Genomic DNA, 16,885 nt, shown 5'->3' with positions numbered 1-16,885 from the left:
GCGCGCCCTCTTCTTCCGTGCCGGCCTCAATTACCCGCGTGGGCACGCTCGATGGCGGCCATGTCCAGCTTCTTCATACCCATCACCGCCTGCAGCGTGCGGCTGGCCCTGGCCTTGTCCGGGTCGGCGACCATGTCGCCGACATGGCGCGGGCAGATCTGCCAGGACACCCCGTAGCGATCCTTCAGCCAGCCGCAGATCTGTGCTTCCACCGGACCGCCGGCGCCGAGCTTGTCCCAGAAGTGGTCGATCTCCTTCTGGCTGTCGCACATCACCTGCAGCGACAGCGCCTCGGTGAAGTTGAACGCCGGCCCGCCGTTGAGGGCGATGAAGGTCTGGCCGTCGAGTTCGAACTCCACCGTCAGCACCGAGCCGGGCACGCCGCCGTGGCGGTCCTTCTCGGCTTCGGGGTAATAGGCGGTCTGGACGATCCGCGAGTTGGGGAATATCCCGGTGTAGAACTTGGCCGCTTCCTCGGCCTTGCCGTCGAACCACAGGCAGGGGGTGACGCGTTGCAGGCTGGACATGGTGACTCTCCTGATTCTCACGCGGTCGGCGTGACCGGCATGCAGCTTGGTCGCCTGGGCGACGACGGAATCGACAAGTCTAGGCGGACTTTCGCGCCTCACCGGACGACCGGTCGGGCGGTATGCCGGGTTCGCCGCGCAGCAACCCTGCAGACGAAAAAGGCACCCGAAGGTGCCTTTCTGCTCAGAGGCCCGATCAGCGCGCCACTGCCCTGGCCCGCGCCTGGTGCAGCTTCTTGTAGCTCTCGATCAGGCGCAGGTGCTTGTCCAGCCCTTCCAGCTTCATGCTGGTCGGTGTCAGGCCGTAGAAACGCACGCTGCCGTCCAGCGAACCCAGTACCGCGTCCATGCGCTCGTTGCCGAACATGCGGCGGAAGTTGGCCTCGAAGTCGGCCATCTCCAGTTCCTCGTCCAGCTGCACTTCCAGCGCCGCATTGAGCGCCTGGTAGAACAGCCCGCGTTCGACGGTGTTGTCGTTGTACTGGAGGAACATCTCCACCAGCTCCTTGGCGTTCTCGAAACGCTTCACCGCGAGGTTGATCAGCAGCTTGAGCTCCAGGATGGTCAGCTGGCCCCAGACCGTGTTGTCGTCAAACTCGATGCCGATCAGCGTGGTGATGTCGGTGTAGTCGTCCACCTCGCAGGCTTCCAGGCGCTTGAGCAGCGATTTGAGGCGGACGATGTTCAGACTGTGCAGGTTGAGGATGTCCGCGCGGAACGCCAGGGCCTTGTTGGTGTTGTCCCAGATCAGGTCTTCCACCGGGTAGATTTCCGAGTAGCCGGGCACCAGGATGCGGCAGGCGGTGGCGCCCAGGTGCTCGTACACGGCCATGTAGACCTCCTTGCCCTGCTCTTCGAGGATACCGAAAAGGGTCCGGGCTTCCTGCGCGTTGGAGTCCTCGCCGTGGCCGGAGAAGTCCCACTCGACGAACTCGAAATCGGCCTTGGCGCTGAAGAAGCGCCACGACACCACGCCGCTGGAGTCGATGAAGTGCTCGACGAAGTTGTTCGGCTCGGTCACCGCCTGGCTTTCGAAGGTTGGCCGCGGCAGGTCGTTGAGGCCCTCGAAGCTGCGGCCCTGGAGCAGCTCGGTGAGGCTGCGCTCCAGCGCCACTTCCAGGCTGGGGTGCGCGCCGAAGGAGGCGAACACGCCACCGGTGCGCGGGTTCATCAGGGTCACGCACATCACCGGGAACTCGCCGCCCAGGGACGCGTCCTTGACCAGCACCGGGAAGCCCTGTTCCTCCAGGCCCTTGATGCCGGCGACGATGCCCGGGTACTTGGCCAGCACCTCCTGCGGCACGTCCGGCAGCGCCAGCTCGCCTTCGAGGATTTCACGCTTCACCGCGCGCTCGAAGATTTCCGACAGGCACTGCACCTGCGCCTCGGCCAGGGTGTTGCCGGCGCTCATGCCGTTGGAGAGGTAGAGGTTCTCGATCAGGTTGGACGGGAAGTAGACCGTCTCGCCGTCGGACTGGCGCACGAACGGCAGCGAGCAGATGCCGCGCTCGGTGTTGCCCGAGTTGGTGTCGTACAGGTGCGAGCCGCGCAGTTCGCCGTCCGGGTTGTAGACCTCCAGGCAGTGCTCGTCGAGGATTTCCTCCGGCAGCGCGTCCTTGGGGCCGGGCTTGAACCAGCGCTCGTCGGGGTAATGCACGAAGGGCGCGTTGGCGATCTCCTCGCCCCAGAACTGGTCGTTGTAGAAGAAGTTGCAGTTCAGCCGCTCGATGAACTCGCCCAGCGCCGAAGCCAGCGCGCTTTCCTTGGTGGCGCCCTTGCCGTTGGTGAAGCACATCGGCGATTGCGCGTCGCGGATGTGCAGCGACCAGACGTTGGGCACGATGTTGCGCCAGGAGGCGATCTCGATCTTCATCCCCAGGCCGGCGAGGATTTCCGACATGTTGGCGATGGTCTGCTCCAGCGGCAGGTCCTTGCCCGGAATGTAGGTGGTGGTATCCGCGCTCGCACTCGGCATCAGCAGCGCCTGGGCGTCGGCGTCGAGGTTTTCCACCTCCTCGATGACGAAGTCCGGGCCGGTCTGCACCACCTTCTTCACCGTACAGCGGTCGATGGAGCGCAGGATGCCCTGGCGGTCCTTCTCGGAGATATCCGCCGGCAGCTCCACCTGGATCTTGAATATCTGCTTGTAGCGGTTTTCCGGGTCGACGATGTTGTTCTGCGACAGGCGGATATTGTCCGTGGGGATGTCGCGGGTCTGGCAGTAGAGCTTGACGAAGTATGCCGCGCACAGCGCCGAGGAAGCCAGGAAGTAGTCGAACGGACCGGGAGCCGAGCCATCGCCCTTGTAGCGGATGGGCTGGTCGGCAATCACCGTGAAGTCGTCGAACTTGGCTTCGAGTCGGAGGTTGTCGAGAAAATTGACCTTGATTTCCATGCGGGCATTACCAGTAGAAAGCGAACTGCCCGGCATTATCCGGACAAAAGCGCCGCGGGGATATCCCGATGTACCCGGCGCCGGTCTGGACGCCTGCCCTCATGGCAGATGCGTACTCGACGCATGGTCGAGCGCAGGCCCGTGCTTCGGGTAAGATGCGCCGCCTCCAGCGTCAGCCAACCCGTACTACAAGGAAACCACCGTGCTCACCTCCCAGGTCATCATCATCGGCGCCGGCGCCGCGGGACTGATGTGTGCCATGAGCGCCGCCGCGCGCGGTCGCCAGGTTCTGCTGATCGACCACGCCAACAAGGCCGGCAAGAAGATCCTCATGTCCGGTGGCGGGCGCTGCAACTTCACCAACCTGTACTGCGAGCCGGTCAACTTCCTCTCGCACAATCCACATTTCTGCAAGTCCGCGCTGGCGCGCTTCACCCAGTGGGACTTCATCGCTCTGGTGGCCAAGCACGGCGTGCCCTACCACGAGAAGAAGCTCGGCCAGCTGTTCTGCGATAACAAGTCCAGCGACATCCTCGGCCTGCTGCTGGACGAGTGCGACCAGGCCGGCGTCGACCTGCGCCTGGACACCTCGGTGAGCGAGATCGCCCGCCTCGACGAAGGCGGCTACCAGTTGCAGACCAGCCTCGGCCCGGCGCGTTGTGAATCCCTGGTGATCGCCACCGGCGGCCTTTCCATCCCGACCCTGGGCGCCACCGGTTTCGGCTACCAGATCGCCCGCCAGTTCGGCCACAGCGTGCTGCCGACCCGAGCCGGCCTGGTGCCTTTCACCCTTACCGATCCGCAACTCAAGGCCCTGTGCACCGAGCTGTCCGGCACCTCGGTGGAAGACTGCCGGGTCAGCTGCAACGGCCAGAGCTTCGTCGAGAACATCCTGTTCACCCACCGCGGCCTCAGCGGTCCGGCGATCCTGCAGATATCCTCCTACTGGCAGCCTGGCGATACCCTCAGCATCGACCTCCTGCCGCATATCGACCTGCCTGCCTGGCTCGCCGAGCAGCAGCGAGAGCGCCCCAACAGCGAGCTGAAGACGTTGCTGGGCGAGCTGTTCACCAAGAAGATGGCCGGCCTGCTGGCCGAACAGTGGTTCGTCTCCAAACCCATGAAGCAGTACACGCCAGGCGAGCTCAAGGCCATCGCCGAACGCCTGGGCGACTGGCAACTGGTGCCCGCCGGCACCGAGGGCTACCGCACGGCGGAAGTCACCCTAGGCGGCGTGGACACCCGCGAGGTGTCGTCCAAGACCCTGGAGTCGCTGAAATCCCCCGGCCTGTACTTCGTCGGCGAAGTGCTGGATGTCACCGGCCACCTGGGCGGCTTCAACTTCCAGTGGGCCTGGGCCTCGGGCTACGCGGCGGCGCAGTTCGTCTAGGGCTGGCGACGCATTCGACGACCGGCCGAGCGGCACGCCCGGTCGTTCCGCATCAAGTCCAGTGGCGCCACACCCCTAGACTCGGAAGCCAGGCCCGGCCAGCCCGGCACGGGCATCGCTCCCGGAGCCGCCATGCCAACGCTCGCCAGCCGCACCCTCGACACCGGCCTGGAACGCCAGGGCCGCATCGACCTTGCCTGCGCCTTCCGCTGGGCCGCACGCCTGAACCTGCACGAGGCCATCGCCAATCACTTCAGCCTGGCGTTGTCCGCCGATGGCCGGGACTTCCTGATCAACCCCTACGGCCGGCACTTCTCGCAGATGCGCGCCAGCGACCTGCTGCGCCTGCCCGCGGACGACCCCGAGGCAATCAACCGCCCGGACGCACCGGATATCACCGCCTGGGCGCTGCATGGCGCACTGCACCGCAACAACCCGCAGGCACGCTGCATCCTGCATGTGCACTCGAAGTACGCCACCGCCCTCGCCTGCCTGGCCGACTCACGGCTGCCGCCCATCGAGCAGAACAGCATGCGCTTCTTCGAGCGCGTGGCCATCGACGAGGGCTTCGACGGCATGGGCCTGGGCGATGAGGCCGAGCGCGTCAGCCGCCTGCTGGGCGACAAGCCGATCCTGCTGATGGGCAACCACGGCGTGCTGGTCGCGGCGCCCAGCGTGGCCCAGGCCTTCGATGACCTGTACTACTTCGAGCGCGCCTGCGAGGTCTACCTCACCGCCCTGGCCACCGGCCGCCCGCTGCGCATCGCCAGCGACGAGGTCGCGCGCAAGACCATGCGCCAGTGGCTGGAGTATCCGGGCTTCGCCGAGCGGCATTTCGCGGCACTGCGGGAGATGTTGCTGGAGAGCGAGCCGGCGTTCGCCGATTGAAGCCCGTAGTTGCAGGCCTGCGTAGGGCGAATAACGCCACGGGCGTTATCCGCCGTGAGTGGCGGATGACCCGCTCCGGGTTATTCGCCCTACGAGAGCCCGGAAGCACCAAGTTTCCGGCAAGTGATTCCCGAACAAGAACCAGGTATCCCCCTCGCTCCTACGCAAAGCCTTTACGCCGTCAGCTATCGCGCCCCAAAGGCTGGCGCATCACCGGTGCCGTGTAGGTCTGGGTGCGGTCCGCACTGGGCGGGCAACCGAAATGCGCTCGATACGCGCGGGAGAAATGCTCCAGCGAACCGAAACCGGAACTCGCCGCGACCTGTGCCACGCTCAGGCGCGTCTGCTGCAGCAGGCTGTGGGCGCGGCCCAGCCTCAGGACGATGTAGTACTTGAGCGGCGACAACCCGGTGTGCTGCTTGAACTGCCGCTCCAGTTGGCGCCTGGAAAGCCCGACGCGCTCGGCGATGGCATCGCACTCCAGTGGTTCCTCCAGCGCCTGCTCCATCAGCGCGATGGCGCGGCGCACCTTGCCACCGTGGGCGTGAGCGTCGCTCTGCCGGCCCTGCAACTGGTGCGCGCCGGGCTCGCGGGTTTCGCCCAGCAGCAGGTGCATGGCGATCTCCCGCGACAGGTCGGTGTCCACCCGCTGGGCGATCCAGCCCAGCATCAGGTCGAGGATGGCGCTGGCCCCGGCGCAGGTCAGGCGCTGGCGGTCGAGGGTGTAGAGCTGCGCGCGGGCCTGGACCTTCGGGTAACTCTCCCGGAAGCCCTGCAGGTTGTCCCAGTGCACCGCTGCGGGAAACCCGTCGAGCACCCCGGCGGCGGCCAGCAGTTCGGTGCCGGTCTCGATGCCCGCCAGCGTGGCGCCGAACGCCGCCTGCCGGCGCAGCCAGCTCTTCAGCAGTCGATTGCGCGCATGCTTGTGCACGTCGAAGCTGGCGATGACGAAGCAGGCATCCCAGCCCCGCTCCGGGTCGATGGCCTCGTGGACCGTGCTGGTCAGGCCGTTACTGGCGGTGACTGGCTCGCCGTCCAGCGACAGCAGCTGCCACTCGAACAGCGCCTCGCCGCCCAGCCAGTTGGCGATCGCCAGCGGCTCGACCACCGCCGCCAGCCCCAGGCCAGGGAACGACGGCAACAACAGCAGGCCCACGCGCAAAGGTTCGCGGCGGAACCGGGAAGGCGGTGCAACACTGGCCATCGACGCTCCTTAGCGCTGTTGGTGCTGCCACTGCGGATGCAGCCACACCGGGACATTGGCCGCCGGCAGCGGCGGCAACCCCCGGATCATATCGCTGGCCTTCTCGGCGATCATCACCGTCGGCGCATTGGTGTTGCCGCTGACGATGCTCGGCATGATCGACGCGTCCACCACGCGTAGCCCCTGCAGCCCGTGCACGCGCAACTGTGGATCGACTACCGCTTCAGGGTCATTGACCAGGCCCATCTTGCAGGTGCCGCTGGCGTGGTAGCCGGTCTCGGTCACCCGGCGCGCCCAGGCGTCCAGCTCGGCGTCGCTGTGCGCCAGCGGGCCGGGCGTCAGCTCTTCGCCGGCCAGCCCGCGCATCGACGGCTGGCGCATCAATTCGCGCACCAGCCTCGCGCCGGCTCGCATGTCAGCGCGGTCCCGTTCGGTCTGCAGGTAATTGAAGAGAATGCGCGGCGCCTGCCGTGCCTCGGCGCTGCGCAGGGTCACGCTGCCTAGACTCGTGGGGCGCATCAGGTCGATGTGCACTTGGAAGGCATGCTCCGGCACCGGCGCCACGCTGCCCGGCTGCACCGCCAGCGGCATGAAGGTCAGTTGCAGATCCGGATGCTCGACTCCAGCGCGGGAGCGGATGAAGGCGCCGGCCTCGAAATGGTTGCTCGCTGCCAGCCCGTCATGGCTGGCGAACCAGCGGGCGCCGATCCACCACTTGCCCGGCATGCGGGTCCAGGGATAGATCGACACCGGCGCCTTGCAGCGGAACTGCACGACGCTGTCCGGATGGTCGTTGAGCCGGCGGCCGACGCCGGGTAGATCATGCTTCACTGCGATGCCCAATTGGCGCAGCTCATCCGCCGGGCCGATGCCCGAGAGCAACAGCAGATGCGGCGAATTGATCGCCCCCGCGGTCAGCAGCACTTCGCGGCTTGCGCGGGCGGTCAGTGCCTGGCCGTTCTGTTCGTACTCCACGCCCACGGCACGCTCACCCTCGAAGAGCACACGCAGCGCCAGCGCCCCGGTGGCGACAGTGACATTGCCGCGCCCCAGCGCCTCGCTCAGGTACCCGCGTGATGTGCTCCAGCGCCGCCCCTGACGCGTGGTGCGGTCCACCGGGCCGAAGCCCTCCTGGCGATGACCGTTGAGATCGCTGCTGCGCCCGTAGCCGGCCTCCTCGCCCGCCGCGACGAAAGCCGCGCACAGCGGCGTGTCGATATCACCCGGAGTGACATGCAGGTGCCCCGCCGCGCCGTGGTAATCGTCGGCGCCATTGGCGTGGTTCTCCGAACGAATGAAATACGGCAGCACATGCTGGTAGTCCCACCCCGCGCAGCCTTGCGCGGCCCAGCCGTCGTAATCGCGGGCGTGGCCACGGATGTAGACCATGCCATTGATCGAGGACGACCCGCCCAGCGTACGCCCCCGCGGCGTGGCGATCCGCCGGCCATCCAGGTACGGCTCCGGCTCGCTGCTGTAGCTCCAGTTGTAACGGGTACCACCGACCACGATGCCCACCGCCGAGGGCATGTCGATGGTCCAGCTCCTGTCCGCCGGGCCCGCCTCCAGCATGAGGATGCGCACGGCCGGATCGGCGCCCAGACGGTTGGCCAGCACACAGCCGGCCGAGCCCGCGCCGACGATGACGTAGTCGTAGTCGTAGTCGTAGTCGTAGTCGTAGTCGTAGTCGTAGTCGTAGTCCATGGCCATTCCTCAGCGCTGCGCGCCGTGGATGCCCTGGAACACCAGGCGGTGGAAGTGGTGCACCAGGTGCTCGCTCTCGTTGCTGCGCTCGGCGTCGATCATGTAGCGGCCCTGGTCGTAGCCCATGGAGTGCAGGCCCTTCTGCACGCTGATGTTCAGGGAGATGTCCTCGGGCCCCAGCTCCTCGTTCATCCAGCGCATGCAGGCCTTGCTCACCTCGGCGGTCTGCTCGTTCGCCGAGTAGTAGCCAAAGCGCAGCAGCGAACGCTCGGCGTCCAGCGGAATCATGATGAAGGTGCCGAGGAACTCGGAGAACGGGAAGGTGTAGAAGGTGTTGTTCGGCCACAGGCCGATGTTGAAGAAGCACTCGTCGGGGTTCAGGTCGCTGCGCAGTTTCACGCCGTAGGCTTCGCCGGCGTCAAGATTCGCCGGGGCGATGTAGGTCCACCAGTTGTCGCGCTTGGTCAGTCGGTAGCCCTTGAAGTCGATCAGCTTGGCGAGGTCGATGTGGCACGGCCCGGAGAGCTTGAAGTGATAGCCCTCGATGGAGTTGTCCATGATCACCTTCCAGTTGGCCGGGACGATCACGTCCGCCTCCTCGATCAGGCGCATGTCGGCGAGGTTCGGGAACACCCGGTGCATCTCCTCGTCGGCGCCAGGGAACAGCTCGGCCAGCGACGGCGCGTTCGGGTCGAGGTTGAAGTAGAGGAAGCCGCCCAGTTCCTCCAGGCGCACCTGCGGGATGGCGAATTCTTCCTTGTCAAAGTTCTTGATGCGCTCGCAGCGCGGCGCACTGCGCAGCGCGCCGTCCATCTCGTAGCACCAGGAGTGGTAGGCGCAGCGCACGATGCCGCCGGTGTTGCCGCGACGCTCCTCCAGCAGGCGGTTGCCGCGGTGTTGGCAGACGTTGTGGAAGGCGCGGATGTTCCCACTGCGGCTGCGGGCGATGACGATGCTCTGGTCGAACAGGTCGCAGACCACGTACTGCCCAACCTCCGCGAACTCGCTCAGGTGCCCGGCGACGTGCCAGGAGCGCAGGAAGATATTGTCGCGTTCGGCCTTGAACAGCGCCTCGTCGAAGAAATAGCGCGACGGCAGGGTGAAGGCCTGCTCCGGGTCCTGGCGGTCCCAGCCGTCGATGGAAGTACGCAGTTTCAGGCTCTCGATGGACGACATGTTCGACTCTCCTCGGCTTCTTCTGGCGTGGCCGGCTCATGGTCCGGCGGCTCGGTTCGAGGACAAATCTAGGGGCACGCCTGCGGCGGCTCTTGATGAAAAACGACAAGTTTTCCGTCAGACGCATCAAGACCGGTTCGCCTGAAGACTCCCCATTGGCAGCAAACGAACGACGGCTGTCCGGATTCACTCCCTCGCTCTCGTTGTCCGCACAAGGCCGTGGATTTCCAATGGAACCGACCGCGACGCAGCCCGCGACGCACCCTGGAAACCCTGCCCCGGAGCCCGCCATGAGCCTCGATCTGAACGGTGTCAAAGTCCCTGACAGCAGTCTCGCCAATGCCATCACCGAGATGGTCCGCGACAACGCCACCCCGCTGCTGTTCCACCACTCATCCCGCGTCTATTACTGGGGCGCGCTGACCGGCGCGCGCAAGGAACTGAAGTTCGATGCCGAGCTGCTCTACGCCGGCGCGATGTTCCACGACATGGGCCTGATGCCGCGCTATTGCAGCCAGTGCGAACGCTTCGAAGTGGACGGCGCCGACTGCGCGGCGCAGTTCCTGCGCAGCCATGGCATCGCCGAAAGTGATATCGACACCGTGTGGACCGCCATAGCCCTGCATACCACGCCGGGCATTCCGCAGCACATGAAGCCGGAGATCGCCCTGGTCACCGCCGGCGTGGAAATGGACGTACTGGGCATCGCCTACGACCAGTTCCCCGACGCCCAGCGTGACGCAGTGGTCGCCGCCCACCCCCGCGGCGGGCAGTTCAAGCAGGACATCCTGCAAACCTTCTACGACGGCATCAAAGCCAAGCCGGAAACCACCTTCGGCAACGTCAAGGCCGACGTGCTGGCCATGAAGGATGCGGACTTCGTGCGCGGCAACTTCTGCGAAGTGATCCTGAATTCCGACTGGGCCAGCTAGGGCTTCGCCTCCAGGGGCGTGCCCAGCACACCGGGCTCGCCCAGCAGCTGCGTCAGCCACTGCATGAACGCCCGTACCCGCTGCGGCAGGCGACGATGAGCGTAGAGCAGGGAGATTTCCATGGGTGGCAACGGAATGTGCCCCAGCACTTGCACCAGACGCCCCGCCTCCAGGTCATCCAGCACGCCATGAATGGGCACCTGGATGATCCCCAGCCCACCCATCGCCGCGCTTTCGTAAGCCTCGGCGTTGTTCACCGACAGCGCTCCGCCCATCGGTATGTAGCGCACCTCGCCCTGATGCAGGTACTCGAAGCCCGGCGGCCGCGCGCCCAGCACCGTCACGTAGTGGATCAGTTGGTGCCCCGCCAGGTCGTCCAGCGACTGCGGCACGCCGCGCTCGGCAAGGTAGGACGGACTGGCGCAGGTCACCTGCGGGAACTGCCCGAGGGTGCGCGCCACCACCGACGGATCGTTCACCGCACCGACCCGCACCACGCAATCGAAGCCCTCGCGCACCAGGTCGACACGGCGGTCGGTGCAGCTCACCTCCAGCTCCAGCGCCGGGTGCCGCGCGAGGAACTCGCCGAGGCGCGGCATTACCAGCTTGCGCGCCATCACCGTCGGCATGTCCACCCGCAGACGGCCGCCGAGGGCTTCGTCGTCCTGGCGGAACAGGCCCTGCAACTCGTCCAGCTGGGCCAGCATGTCCTTGCTGCGCTCGTAGAGCACCAGCCCGTCCTGGGTTGCGGTGACGCGCCGGGTGGTGCGTTGCAGCAGGCGCGTGCCCAGCAGCTCCTCCAGCGCCTGCACGTGCTCGGAGACGGTGGAGCGCGGCAGGCCGAGTTGCTCGCCAGCCTGGGTGAAGCTGGCCAGTTCGGTAACGCGGACGAAGGTACGCAGGAGGTCGGGGCGGATCATGGGCAGGCCTGTTGTTCGCGGATCATTGTTCGCTAATGCCGACCAGTATTTCCGATTCTCGCCGGTTTATCACCATTCAATCGAACAATAAGCTATCCCTCACCCCCACCCGCCAGCTACCGCAAACAAGGAGCTTCGCCATGACCCGCAAGATCGCTCTCATCACCGGCGCCAGCCGTGGCCTTGGCCGCAACGCCGCCCTGCACCTCGCCGCCGCAGGCGTCGACATCATCGGCACCTACCGCAGCCAGGCCGACGAAGCCCAGGCCGTCGCCGCCGAGATCGAACAGCACGGCGGCCGCGCCGTGATGCTGCACCTGGACGTGGCGGAGAGTGCCAGCTTTACCGCCTTTGCCGAGCGGATCCGCGCCACCCTGGGCGAGGCGTTTGGCCGTCAGAACTTCGACTTCCTGGTGAACAACGCCGGCATCGGCCTCTACGCCAGCTTCGCCGAGACCAGCGAGGAGATGTTCGACCAGCTGATGAAAATCCAGCTCAAGGGCCCGTTCTTCCTGACCCAGAAGCTGCTGCCACTGATCGCCGATGGCGGCCGCATCCTCAATGTCTCCAGCGGCCTGACGCGTTTCTCCCTGCCCGGCTACGCCGCCTACGCGACCATGAAGGGGGCGATGGAGACCCTGACCAAGTACCAGGCCAAGGAACTCGGCGCTCGCGGCATCGCGGTGAACATCCTCGCCCCCGGTGCCATCGAGACCGACTTCGGCGGCGGCGTGGTGCGCGACAACGCCCAACTGAACCAGCAGATTGCCAGCAACACCGCCCTGGGCCGCGTCGGCCTGCCGGACGATATCGGCGCGGTGATTGCCGCCCTGCTCTCCGATGGCGGCCGCTGGATCAACGGCCAGCGCGTGGAGGCGTCTGGCGGCATGTTCCTCTGATCCGGACGACAGCATGATCATGGGAGCGGACTTCGTCCGCGATGGGGTCCGCATCGCGCCGGACCCCATCGCGCAAAGAGTCCGTTCCTGCCCCGTCCGACCGCCTAGGCTGCGGACTTTCTCGATATACGCAATAAACATTTACCGCGAAAATTCCTGCAACATTCTGTTACGGCCTCTAGTCTAAAAACGCGCGTGGAGAAGACGAATCGCAGATTCCGCCTGGGCGAAGGACCCGTTCAGCCGATCTGCACAGCGCCCCGATGGGACGACTTCGCACCCTCGCTCCGCTCATCCGGCACCTGCCGCGAGCGCAGATCACCGTGAACTGACCTGGCACTACCCGTTCCTGCCACCTCGATAACGAGCGGACGGGTGCTGCCTCAGGAGCCGAAATGACCGAACACCCCAAGGGATTCACCCGGCGTCAGCTGTTGAAGTCTTCCGCCGCCTCCCTGGCCGTGGGCGCCGCCGCCAGCACCCAGGCCGCCACCGTGATCGGCACGCCGAAATGGCTGCCCTTCGACCACAACGGCCCGCTGCACTACGACAGCCCCGGCTGGCAGTTCTTCACCGCCGAGGAAGCCACCGAGGTGGAGGCCATTGTCGAGCAACTGATTCCCGCCGATGACCTGAGCGTCAGCGGCAAGGACGCCGGTTGCGCGGTGTTCATCGACCGCCAGCTGGTGAGCGATTACGGCGACTTCGGCCGCCTGTACATGACCGGGCCCTTCACGCCGGGCACCCCCGCGCAGGCCGACCAGTCGCCACTGGTGCCGCGCGAGCGCTATCGCATCGGCCTGGCCGCACTGGGCAAGTACTGCCAGGGCAAGTTCCAGAAGCCGTTCAGCGCCCTGCCCGGCGAACAGCGCGACCAGGTGCTGACCGACCTGGAAAAAGGCGCCATCACCCTCGACGGCATCGACGCCAGGGCGTTCTTCCAGCAGGTGCTGGACAACACCATGGAAGGCTTCTTCGCCGACCCCATCTATGGCGGCAACCGCGACATGGTGTCGTGGAAGATGCTCGGCTTCCCCGGCGCGCGCTACGACTACCGCGACTACATCGGCCTGCACAACCAGAAGCTGAATCTCGTGCCGCTCTCCATCGTCGGCAGCTCCGCCTGGACCAAGAAGGGTTAACAACACCATGGCCAAGAAACTACCTTCCACCGACGTCGTGGTTGTCGGGCTCGGCTGGGCGGGTTCCATCATCGCCCACGAACTGGCCGACGCCGGCCTCGATGTGATCGGCTTCGAACGCGGCCCCTGGCGCGACACCGCCAGCGACTTCAACCTCGCCTCGGCCGCCGACGAACTGCGCTACAACCGCCGCCAGGAGCTGATGCTGCGCACCCGGCAGAACACCTGCACGATGCGCAACAAGGAGTCGGAAACCGCCCTGCCGATGCGCGTCTGGGGTTCGTTCCACCCCGGCAACGGCACCGGCGGCGCAGGCAACCACTGGGCCGGCATCACCTTCCGCTTCCAGCCCGAGGAATTCCGCCTGGCCAGCCACCTGAAGGAGCGCTACGGCAAGGAAGTGCCCGCCGAGCTGACCCTGCAGGACTGGGGCACCACCTGGGAGGAAATGGAGCCGCATTACGACGCCTTCGAGCGGCTCGCCGGCGTTTCCGGCAAGGCCGGCAATCTGGGCGGGCAGATCGTCGAAGGCGGCAACCCTTTCGAGGGCGCGCGCTCGCGCGAGTACCCCAACCCGCCCACCGCGCAGACCTACGCCCCGACGCTGTTCGCCGAAGCGGCGCGCAACCTGGGCTACAAACCCTTCCCGGTGCCCTCGGCACTGGCCTCCCAGGGCTACACCAACCAGTTGGGCGTGACCATGGGGCCCTGCACCTTCTGCGGTTTCTGCACCAACTACGGCTGCGCCAACTATTCCAAGGCCAGCGCCATCGTCAACGTCCTGCCGGCGCTGATCCGCAAACCCAACTTCACCGCCAGGACCAACTCCGAAGTACTCAAGGTGACCATGGACAGCAGCGGTTCCCGTGCCACCGGTATCGTCTACGTCGACTCCAGCGGAGAGGAATGGGAACAGCCGGCGGACATCGTGGTGGTCGCCGCGTTCATCTTCGAGAACGTGCGGCTGATGCTGCTTTCGGGCGTCGGCGAACCCTACAACCCGATCGCCAATACCGGCACCACCGGGCGCAACTTCGCCTACCAGACGGCCAACAGCGTCAAGCTGTTCTTCAAGGACAAGAACTTCAATCCCTTCATCGGTGGCGGCGCCATCGGCATGGGCATCGACGAGTTCAACAACGACAACTTCGACCACTCCGGCCTGGGTTTCGTCGGCGGCGGCAGCACCCGCGTGACCCCGATCGGCGCCGCCCCCATCGACTCGCGGCCGGTTCCGCCCGGCACGCCTGCCTGGGGCTCCCAATGGAAGAAAGCCACGGTAGAGAGCTACCTGAGCAACATGTCCATCGGCTGTGAGGCCAGCAGCTACACCACGCGCAGCAACTACCTGTCGCTGGACCCCAACTACAACGACCCCCACGGTCGACCGCTGCTGCGCATCACCTTCGACTTCCCGGAAAACGACCTGCGGATGGCGCAGTACTGCACCGACAAGGTGGCAGAGATCGCCCGCAGCATGAACCCGCAGCAGATAGTCCCGGCTCCGCGCAAGGGCCCCTGGTCGAATACCTCTTACCAGTCTTCGCACATCGTCGGCGGCTTCATCATGGGCGCCGATCCGAAGAACAGTTCGGTGAACAAGCACCTGCAGGTCTGGGGCGTGCCCAACCTGTTCGTGGTGGGCTCCTCGGCCTTCCCGCAGAACCCCGGCTACAACCCTACCGGCACTGTCGGCGCACTGGCCTTCAAGGCCGCCGATGCGATCCGCAGGCTATACCTTAAACGCCCCGGGGAGATGATCAGCGCATGAAGACTCTCCTTCGCATCGGCACCCTCGCCCTGCTGGGCCTGAACCTGCAGCAAGCCAGTGCAGGAACGGGCGCGGACTCCTACAACCTGGTGGAAAAAGGTCGCTATCTCGCCGTCGTCGGCGACTGCACCGCCTGCCACACCCTGCCCGGCGGCGCGCCGTTCGCCGGCGGCGTGGCCATCGAGACACCGTTCGGCAAACTGGTCGGTGCCAACATCACCCCGGACCCGGACACCGGCCTGGGACGCTGGAGCTTCGAGGACTTCCAGGCAGTAATGTCCACCGGTCACAGTCGCGGCGGCAAACGCCTGTACGGCGCCATGCCGTTCACCGCGTACACCAAGGTGCACCGCGAGGACAACCGGGCGCTCTGGGCCTACCTGCAGACCTTGCAGCCGGTGCACAACCCGGTGGAAACCAACCTGTTGCCCTTCCCCTTCAGCGTGCGCACCAGCCTGATCGGCTGGAACTGGCTGAACTTCACCCAGGGCGAGTTCGTTCCCAAGCCAGACAAGTCGGCACAATGGAACCGTGGTGCCTACCTGGTGGAGGGGCTCGGCCATTGCGGCACCTGCCACACACCGAAGAACCTGCTCGGCGGTGACGACAACGAGCGCTTCCTCGCCGGCGCCAACCTGCAGGGCTGGGTCGCCCCGGACATCACCGCCAACCCGCACAGCGGCATCGGCCAGTGGAGCACCCAGGACCTGGTGCAGTACCTGAAAACCGGCGCCAACCGCTTCGACATCGCCTCCGGCCCGATGGCCGAAGCGGTGGAGAACTCCACCCAGCACTGGAGCGACGAAGACCTGATGGCGGTCGCCGTGTATCTCAAGGATGGCGTCCCCGGCAAGGCCGCTCCCCCACCCGTGGCGGCGGACGACGCCGACATGGTGGCAGGCAAGGCGATCTACGCGGACCGCTGCTCCGCCTGCCATGTGAGCAACGGCCAGGGCGTGAAGAACCTGTTCCCGACCCTGGCCGCCGCCCCCCTGGTCAACAACGACGACCCCACCTCGCTGATCCGCGTGGTGCTGGCCGGCAGCCGCGCCGGAAGCACCGACGCCGCCCCGACGGCGCCGGCCATGCCCTCGTTCGCCTGGAACCTCGACGACGACAAGGTCGCCAAGGTGCTGACCTACGTGCGCAACACCTGGGGCAACGCGGCGACACCGGTGACCGCCAGCCAGGTGGCGGACCTGCGCAAGGAACTGGCTGAGTAAGGTGCAATGAGCGTGGGAGCGGACTCCTTCCGCGATGGTCTCCGCACGACGCGGACCTATCGCGGACGGCGCCCGCTCCTACGTATCCTGCTATTTCGTACCCTGCAGGAGCGGGCCCGCGAACCCCTCCCCGGCTTCGCGCAACCCGGCGCTCCCCGCTCCCGCGAACGCCCGGCGCCCAGGCGTGGTGATTACTTCAGCCGACGCTCGGCGGCGATCTCCGGCAGATCGGTGCGGCGCAGATAGGTGAGCAACGCCTCGTTGAGGTTCAGCCTGTCGTGGATATTCTGCTCGGCGAGGATCTGCAGGCACTCTCTGCTCAAGGTCATCACCTCGCCGCTCCTGGGCGCCCAGACGAACTCGCACGCCGGACGGATACTGTCCTCGGCCACGTCCATACCGAAGGAATCCTCGCTGAAGCGCACGATGTACTTGCCGGTCTTGAGATTGAAGCCGACGAAGCCGGACAGGCCCTCGGCGGCGTTGCAGATATCGCTGGAAGTGATGGCCATGATGGTGCCCCCTGGATTTCTTCTGTTATGGATTCGCACGCAGGAGGTTCCCGCTTCTGGGAGCAGGTGAACGGGGAATTCTGACAGCCTTCCCCAAGCCTGCTCAGGGGCCGGTTGTCGCACCCGCCACTGTTGCCTGTCCAACACCTGGCCAGCAGCATTGCTCCCGGCAAAACACCGGCGGCTGTCCCGGCGAATCGGC

General features: G+C 66.0%; 14 protein-coding genes. 7 read left to right on the top strand and 7 right to left on the bottom strand.

The window, feature by feature from the left end:
• Positions 1-26: 26 nt before the first annotated feature.
• Both LDJ84_RS13455 and LDJ84_RS13450 read right to left on the bottom strand, forming a co-directional pair.
• The gene (locus LDJ84_RS13455; protein WP_065083849.1) at positions 27-527 is read right to left on the bottom strand and encodes a VOC family protein; all 501 of its coding nucleotides are present in this window, start codon (positions 525-527) and stop codon (positions 27-29) included.
• 196 nt (positions 528-723) lie between these two features.
• Positions 724-2,922, bottom strand: a complete 2,199-nt coding sequence (locus tag LDJ84_RS13450) for an OsmC domain/YcaO domain-containing protein (protein WP_193452416.1) — start codon at positions 2,920-2,922, stop codon at positions 724-726.
• A gap of 250 nt (positions 2,923-3,172) precedes the next feature.
• Between LDJ84_RS13450 and LDJ84_RS13445 the strand changes: the two genes are divergently transcribed.
• Positions 3,173-4,312 (top strand): NAD(P)/FAD-dependent oxidoreductase, encoded by a 1,140-nt coding sequence (locus LDJ84_RS13445; RefSeq protein ID WP_205896387.1) that lies wholly within the window; start codon positions 3,173-3,175, stop codon positions 4,310-4,312.
• 132 nt (positions 4,313-4,444) lie between these two features.
• Positions 4,445-5,200, top strand: coding sequence for a class II aldolase and adducin N-terminal domain-containing protein (locus LDJ84_RS13440; RefSeq protein WP_226046456.1), 756 nt, complete (start codon positions 4,445-4,447; stop codon positions 5,198-5,200).
• Positions 5,201-5,381: 181 nt separating this feature from the next.
• Here LDJ84_RS13440 and LDJ84_RS13435 read toward each other — a convergent pair whose 3' ends face one another.
• Genes LDJ84_RS13435 through LDJ84_RS13425 form a run of 3 tightly spaced genes read right to left on the bottom strand, consistent with a single transcriptional unit; the run spans position 5,382 to position 9,284 of the window.
• The gene (locus LDJ84_RS13435; protein WP_196913365.1) at positions 5,382-6,404 is read right to left on the bottom strand and encodes a GlxA family transcriptional regulator; all 1,023 of its coding nucleotides are present in this window, start codon (positions 6,402-6,404) and stop codon (positions 5,382-5,384) included.
• Between the two features lie 9 nt (positions 6,405-6,413).
• Positions 6,414-8,108 carry a choline dehydrogenase gene (locus LDJ84_RS13430; RefSeq protein ID WP_226046455.1) on the bottom strand — a complete coding sequence of 565 codons (1,695 nt, stop codon included), beginning with the start codon at positions 8,106-8,108 and terminating at the stop codon, positions 6,414-6,416.
• 9 nt (positions 8,109-8,117) lie between these two features.
• Positions 8,118-9,284, bottom strand: coding sequence for an aromatic ring-hydroxylating oxygenase subunit alpha (locus LDJ84_RS13425; RefSeq protein WP_024762358.1), 1,167 nt, complete (start codon positions 9,282-9,284; stop codon positions 8,118-8,120).
• 290 nt (positions 9,285-9,574) lie between these two features.
• On the opposite strand from LDJ84_RS13425, the gene LDJ84_RS13420 reads away from it, so the two are divergent.
• Positions 9,575-10,216: an HD domain-containing protein gene (locus tag LDJ84_RS13420; protein WP_037010653.1), complete on the top strand. Its 642-nt coding sequence runs from the start codon at positions 9,575-9,577 to the stop codon at positions 10,214-10,216.
• Here LDJ84_RS13420 and LDJ84_RS13415 read toward each other — a convergent pair.
• The gene (locus tag LDJ84_RS13415; protein WP_169887747.1) at positions 10,213-11,136 is read right to left on the bottom strand and encodes a LysR family transcriptional regulator; all 924 of its coding nucleotides are present in this window, start codon (positions 11,134-11,136) and stop codon (positions 10,213-10,215) included. The genes LDJ84_RS13420 and LDJ84_RS13415 overlap by 4 nt on opposite strands.
• A 140-nt stretch (positions 11,137-11,276) precedes the next feature.
• Here LDJ84_RS13415 and LDJ84_RS13410 point away from each other — a divergent pair, with 140 nt between their 5' ends.
• The 4 genes from LDJ84_RS13410 to LDJ84_RS13395 all read left to right on the top strand — a co-directional run bounded on the left by LDJ84_RS13410 (position 11,277) and on the right by LDJ84_RS13395 (position 16,171).
• Positions 11,277-12,035 (top strand): SDR family NAD(P)-dependent oxidoreductase, encoded by a 759-nt coding sequence (locus LDJ84_RS13410; protein WP_193452413.1) that lies wholly within the window; start codon positions 11,277-11,279, stop codon positions 12,033-12,035.
• 395 nt (positions 12,036-12,430) lie between these two features.
• A complete protein-coding gene (locus LDJ84_RS13405) occupies positions 12,431-13,177 on the top strand; it encodes a gluconate 2-dehydrogenase subunit 3 family protein (protein WP_170858587.1) in 747 nt (248 codons plus the stop codon).
• 7 nt (positions 13,178-13,184) lie between these two features.
• Positions 13,185-14,948 carry a GMC family oxidoreductase gene (locus LDJ84_RS13400; RefSeq protein WP_024762364.1) on the top strand — a complete coding sequence of 588 codons (1,764 nt, stop codon included), beginning with the start codon at positions 13,185-13,187 and terminating at the stop codon, positions 14,946-14,948.
• Positions 14,945-16,171, top strand: coding sequence for a c-type cytochrome (locus LDJ84_RS13395; RefSeq protein ID WP_226046454.1), 1,227 nt, complete (start codon positions 14,945-14,947; stop codon positions 16,169-16,171). The genes LDJ84_RS13400 and LDJ84_RS13395 overlap by 4 nt, the downstream gene beginning before the upstream one ends.
• A 191-nt stretch (positions 16,172-16,362) precedes the next feature.
• Here LDJ84_RS13395 and LDJ84_RS13390 read toward each other — a convergent pair whose 3' ends face one another.
• The gene (locus tag LDJ84_RS13390; protein ID WP_024762366.1) at positions 16,363-16,683 is read right to left on the bottom strand and encodes a DUF2025 family protein; all 321 of its coding nucleotides are present in this window, start codon (positions 16,681-16,683) and stop codon (positions 16,363-16,365) included.
• Between the last annotated feature and the right edge of the window lie 202 nt (positions 16,684-16,885).

The sequence above is a fragment of the Pseudomonas sp. HS-18 genome (genome assembly GCF_020401845.1).
GTDB classification, from domain to species: Bacteria; Pseudomonadota; Gammaproteobacteria; order Pseudomonadales; family Pseudomonadaceae; genus Pseudomonas; species Pseudomonas nitroreducens.
The sequence above is the reverse complement of the archived record's forward strand: the minus strand, read 5'-3'. Positions and strand labels throughout refer to the sequence as shown.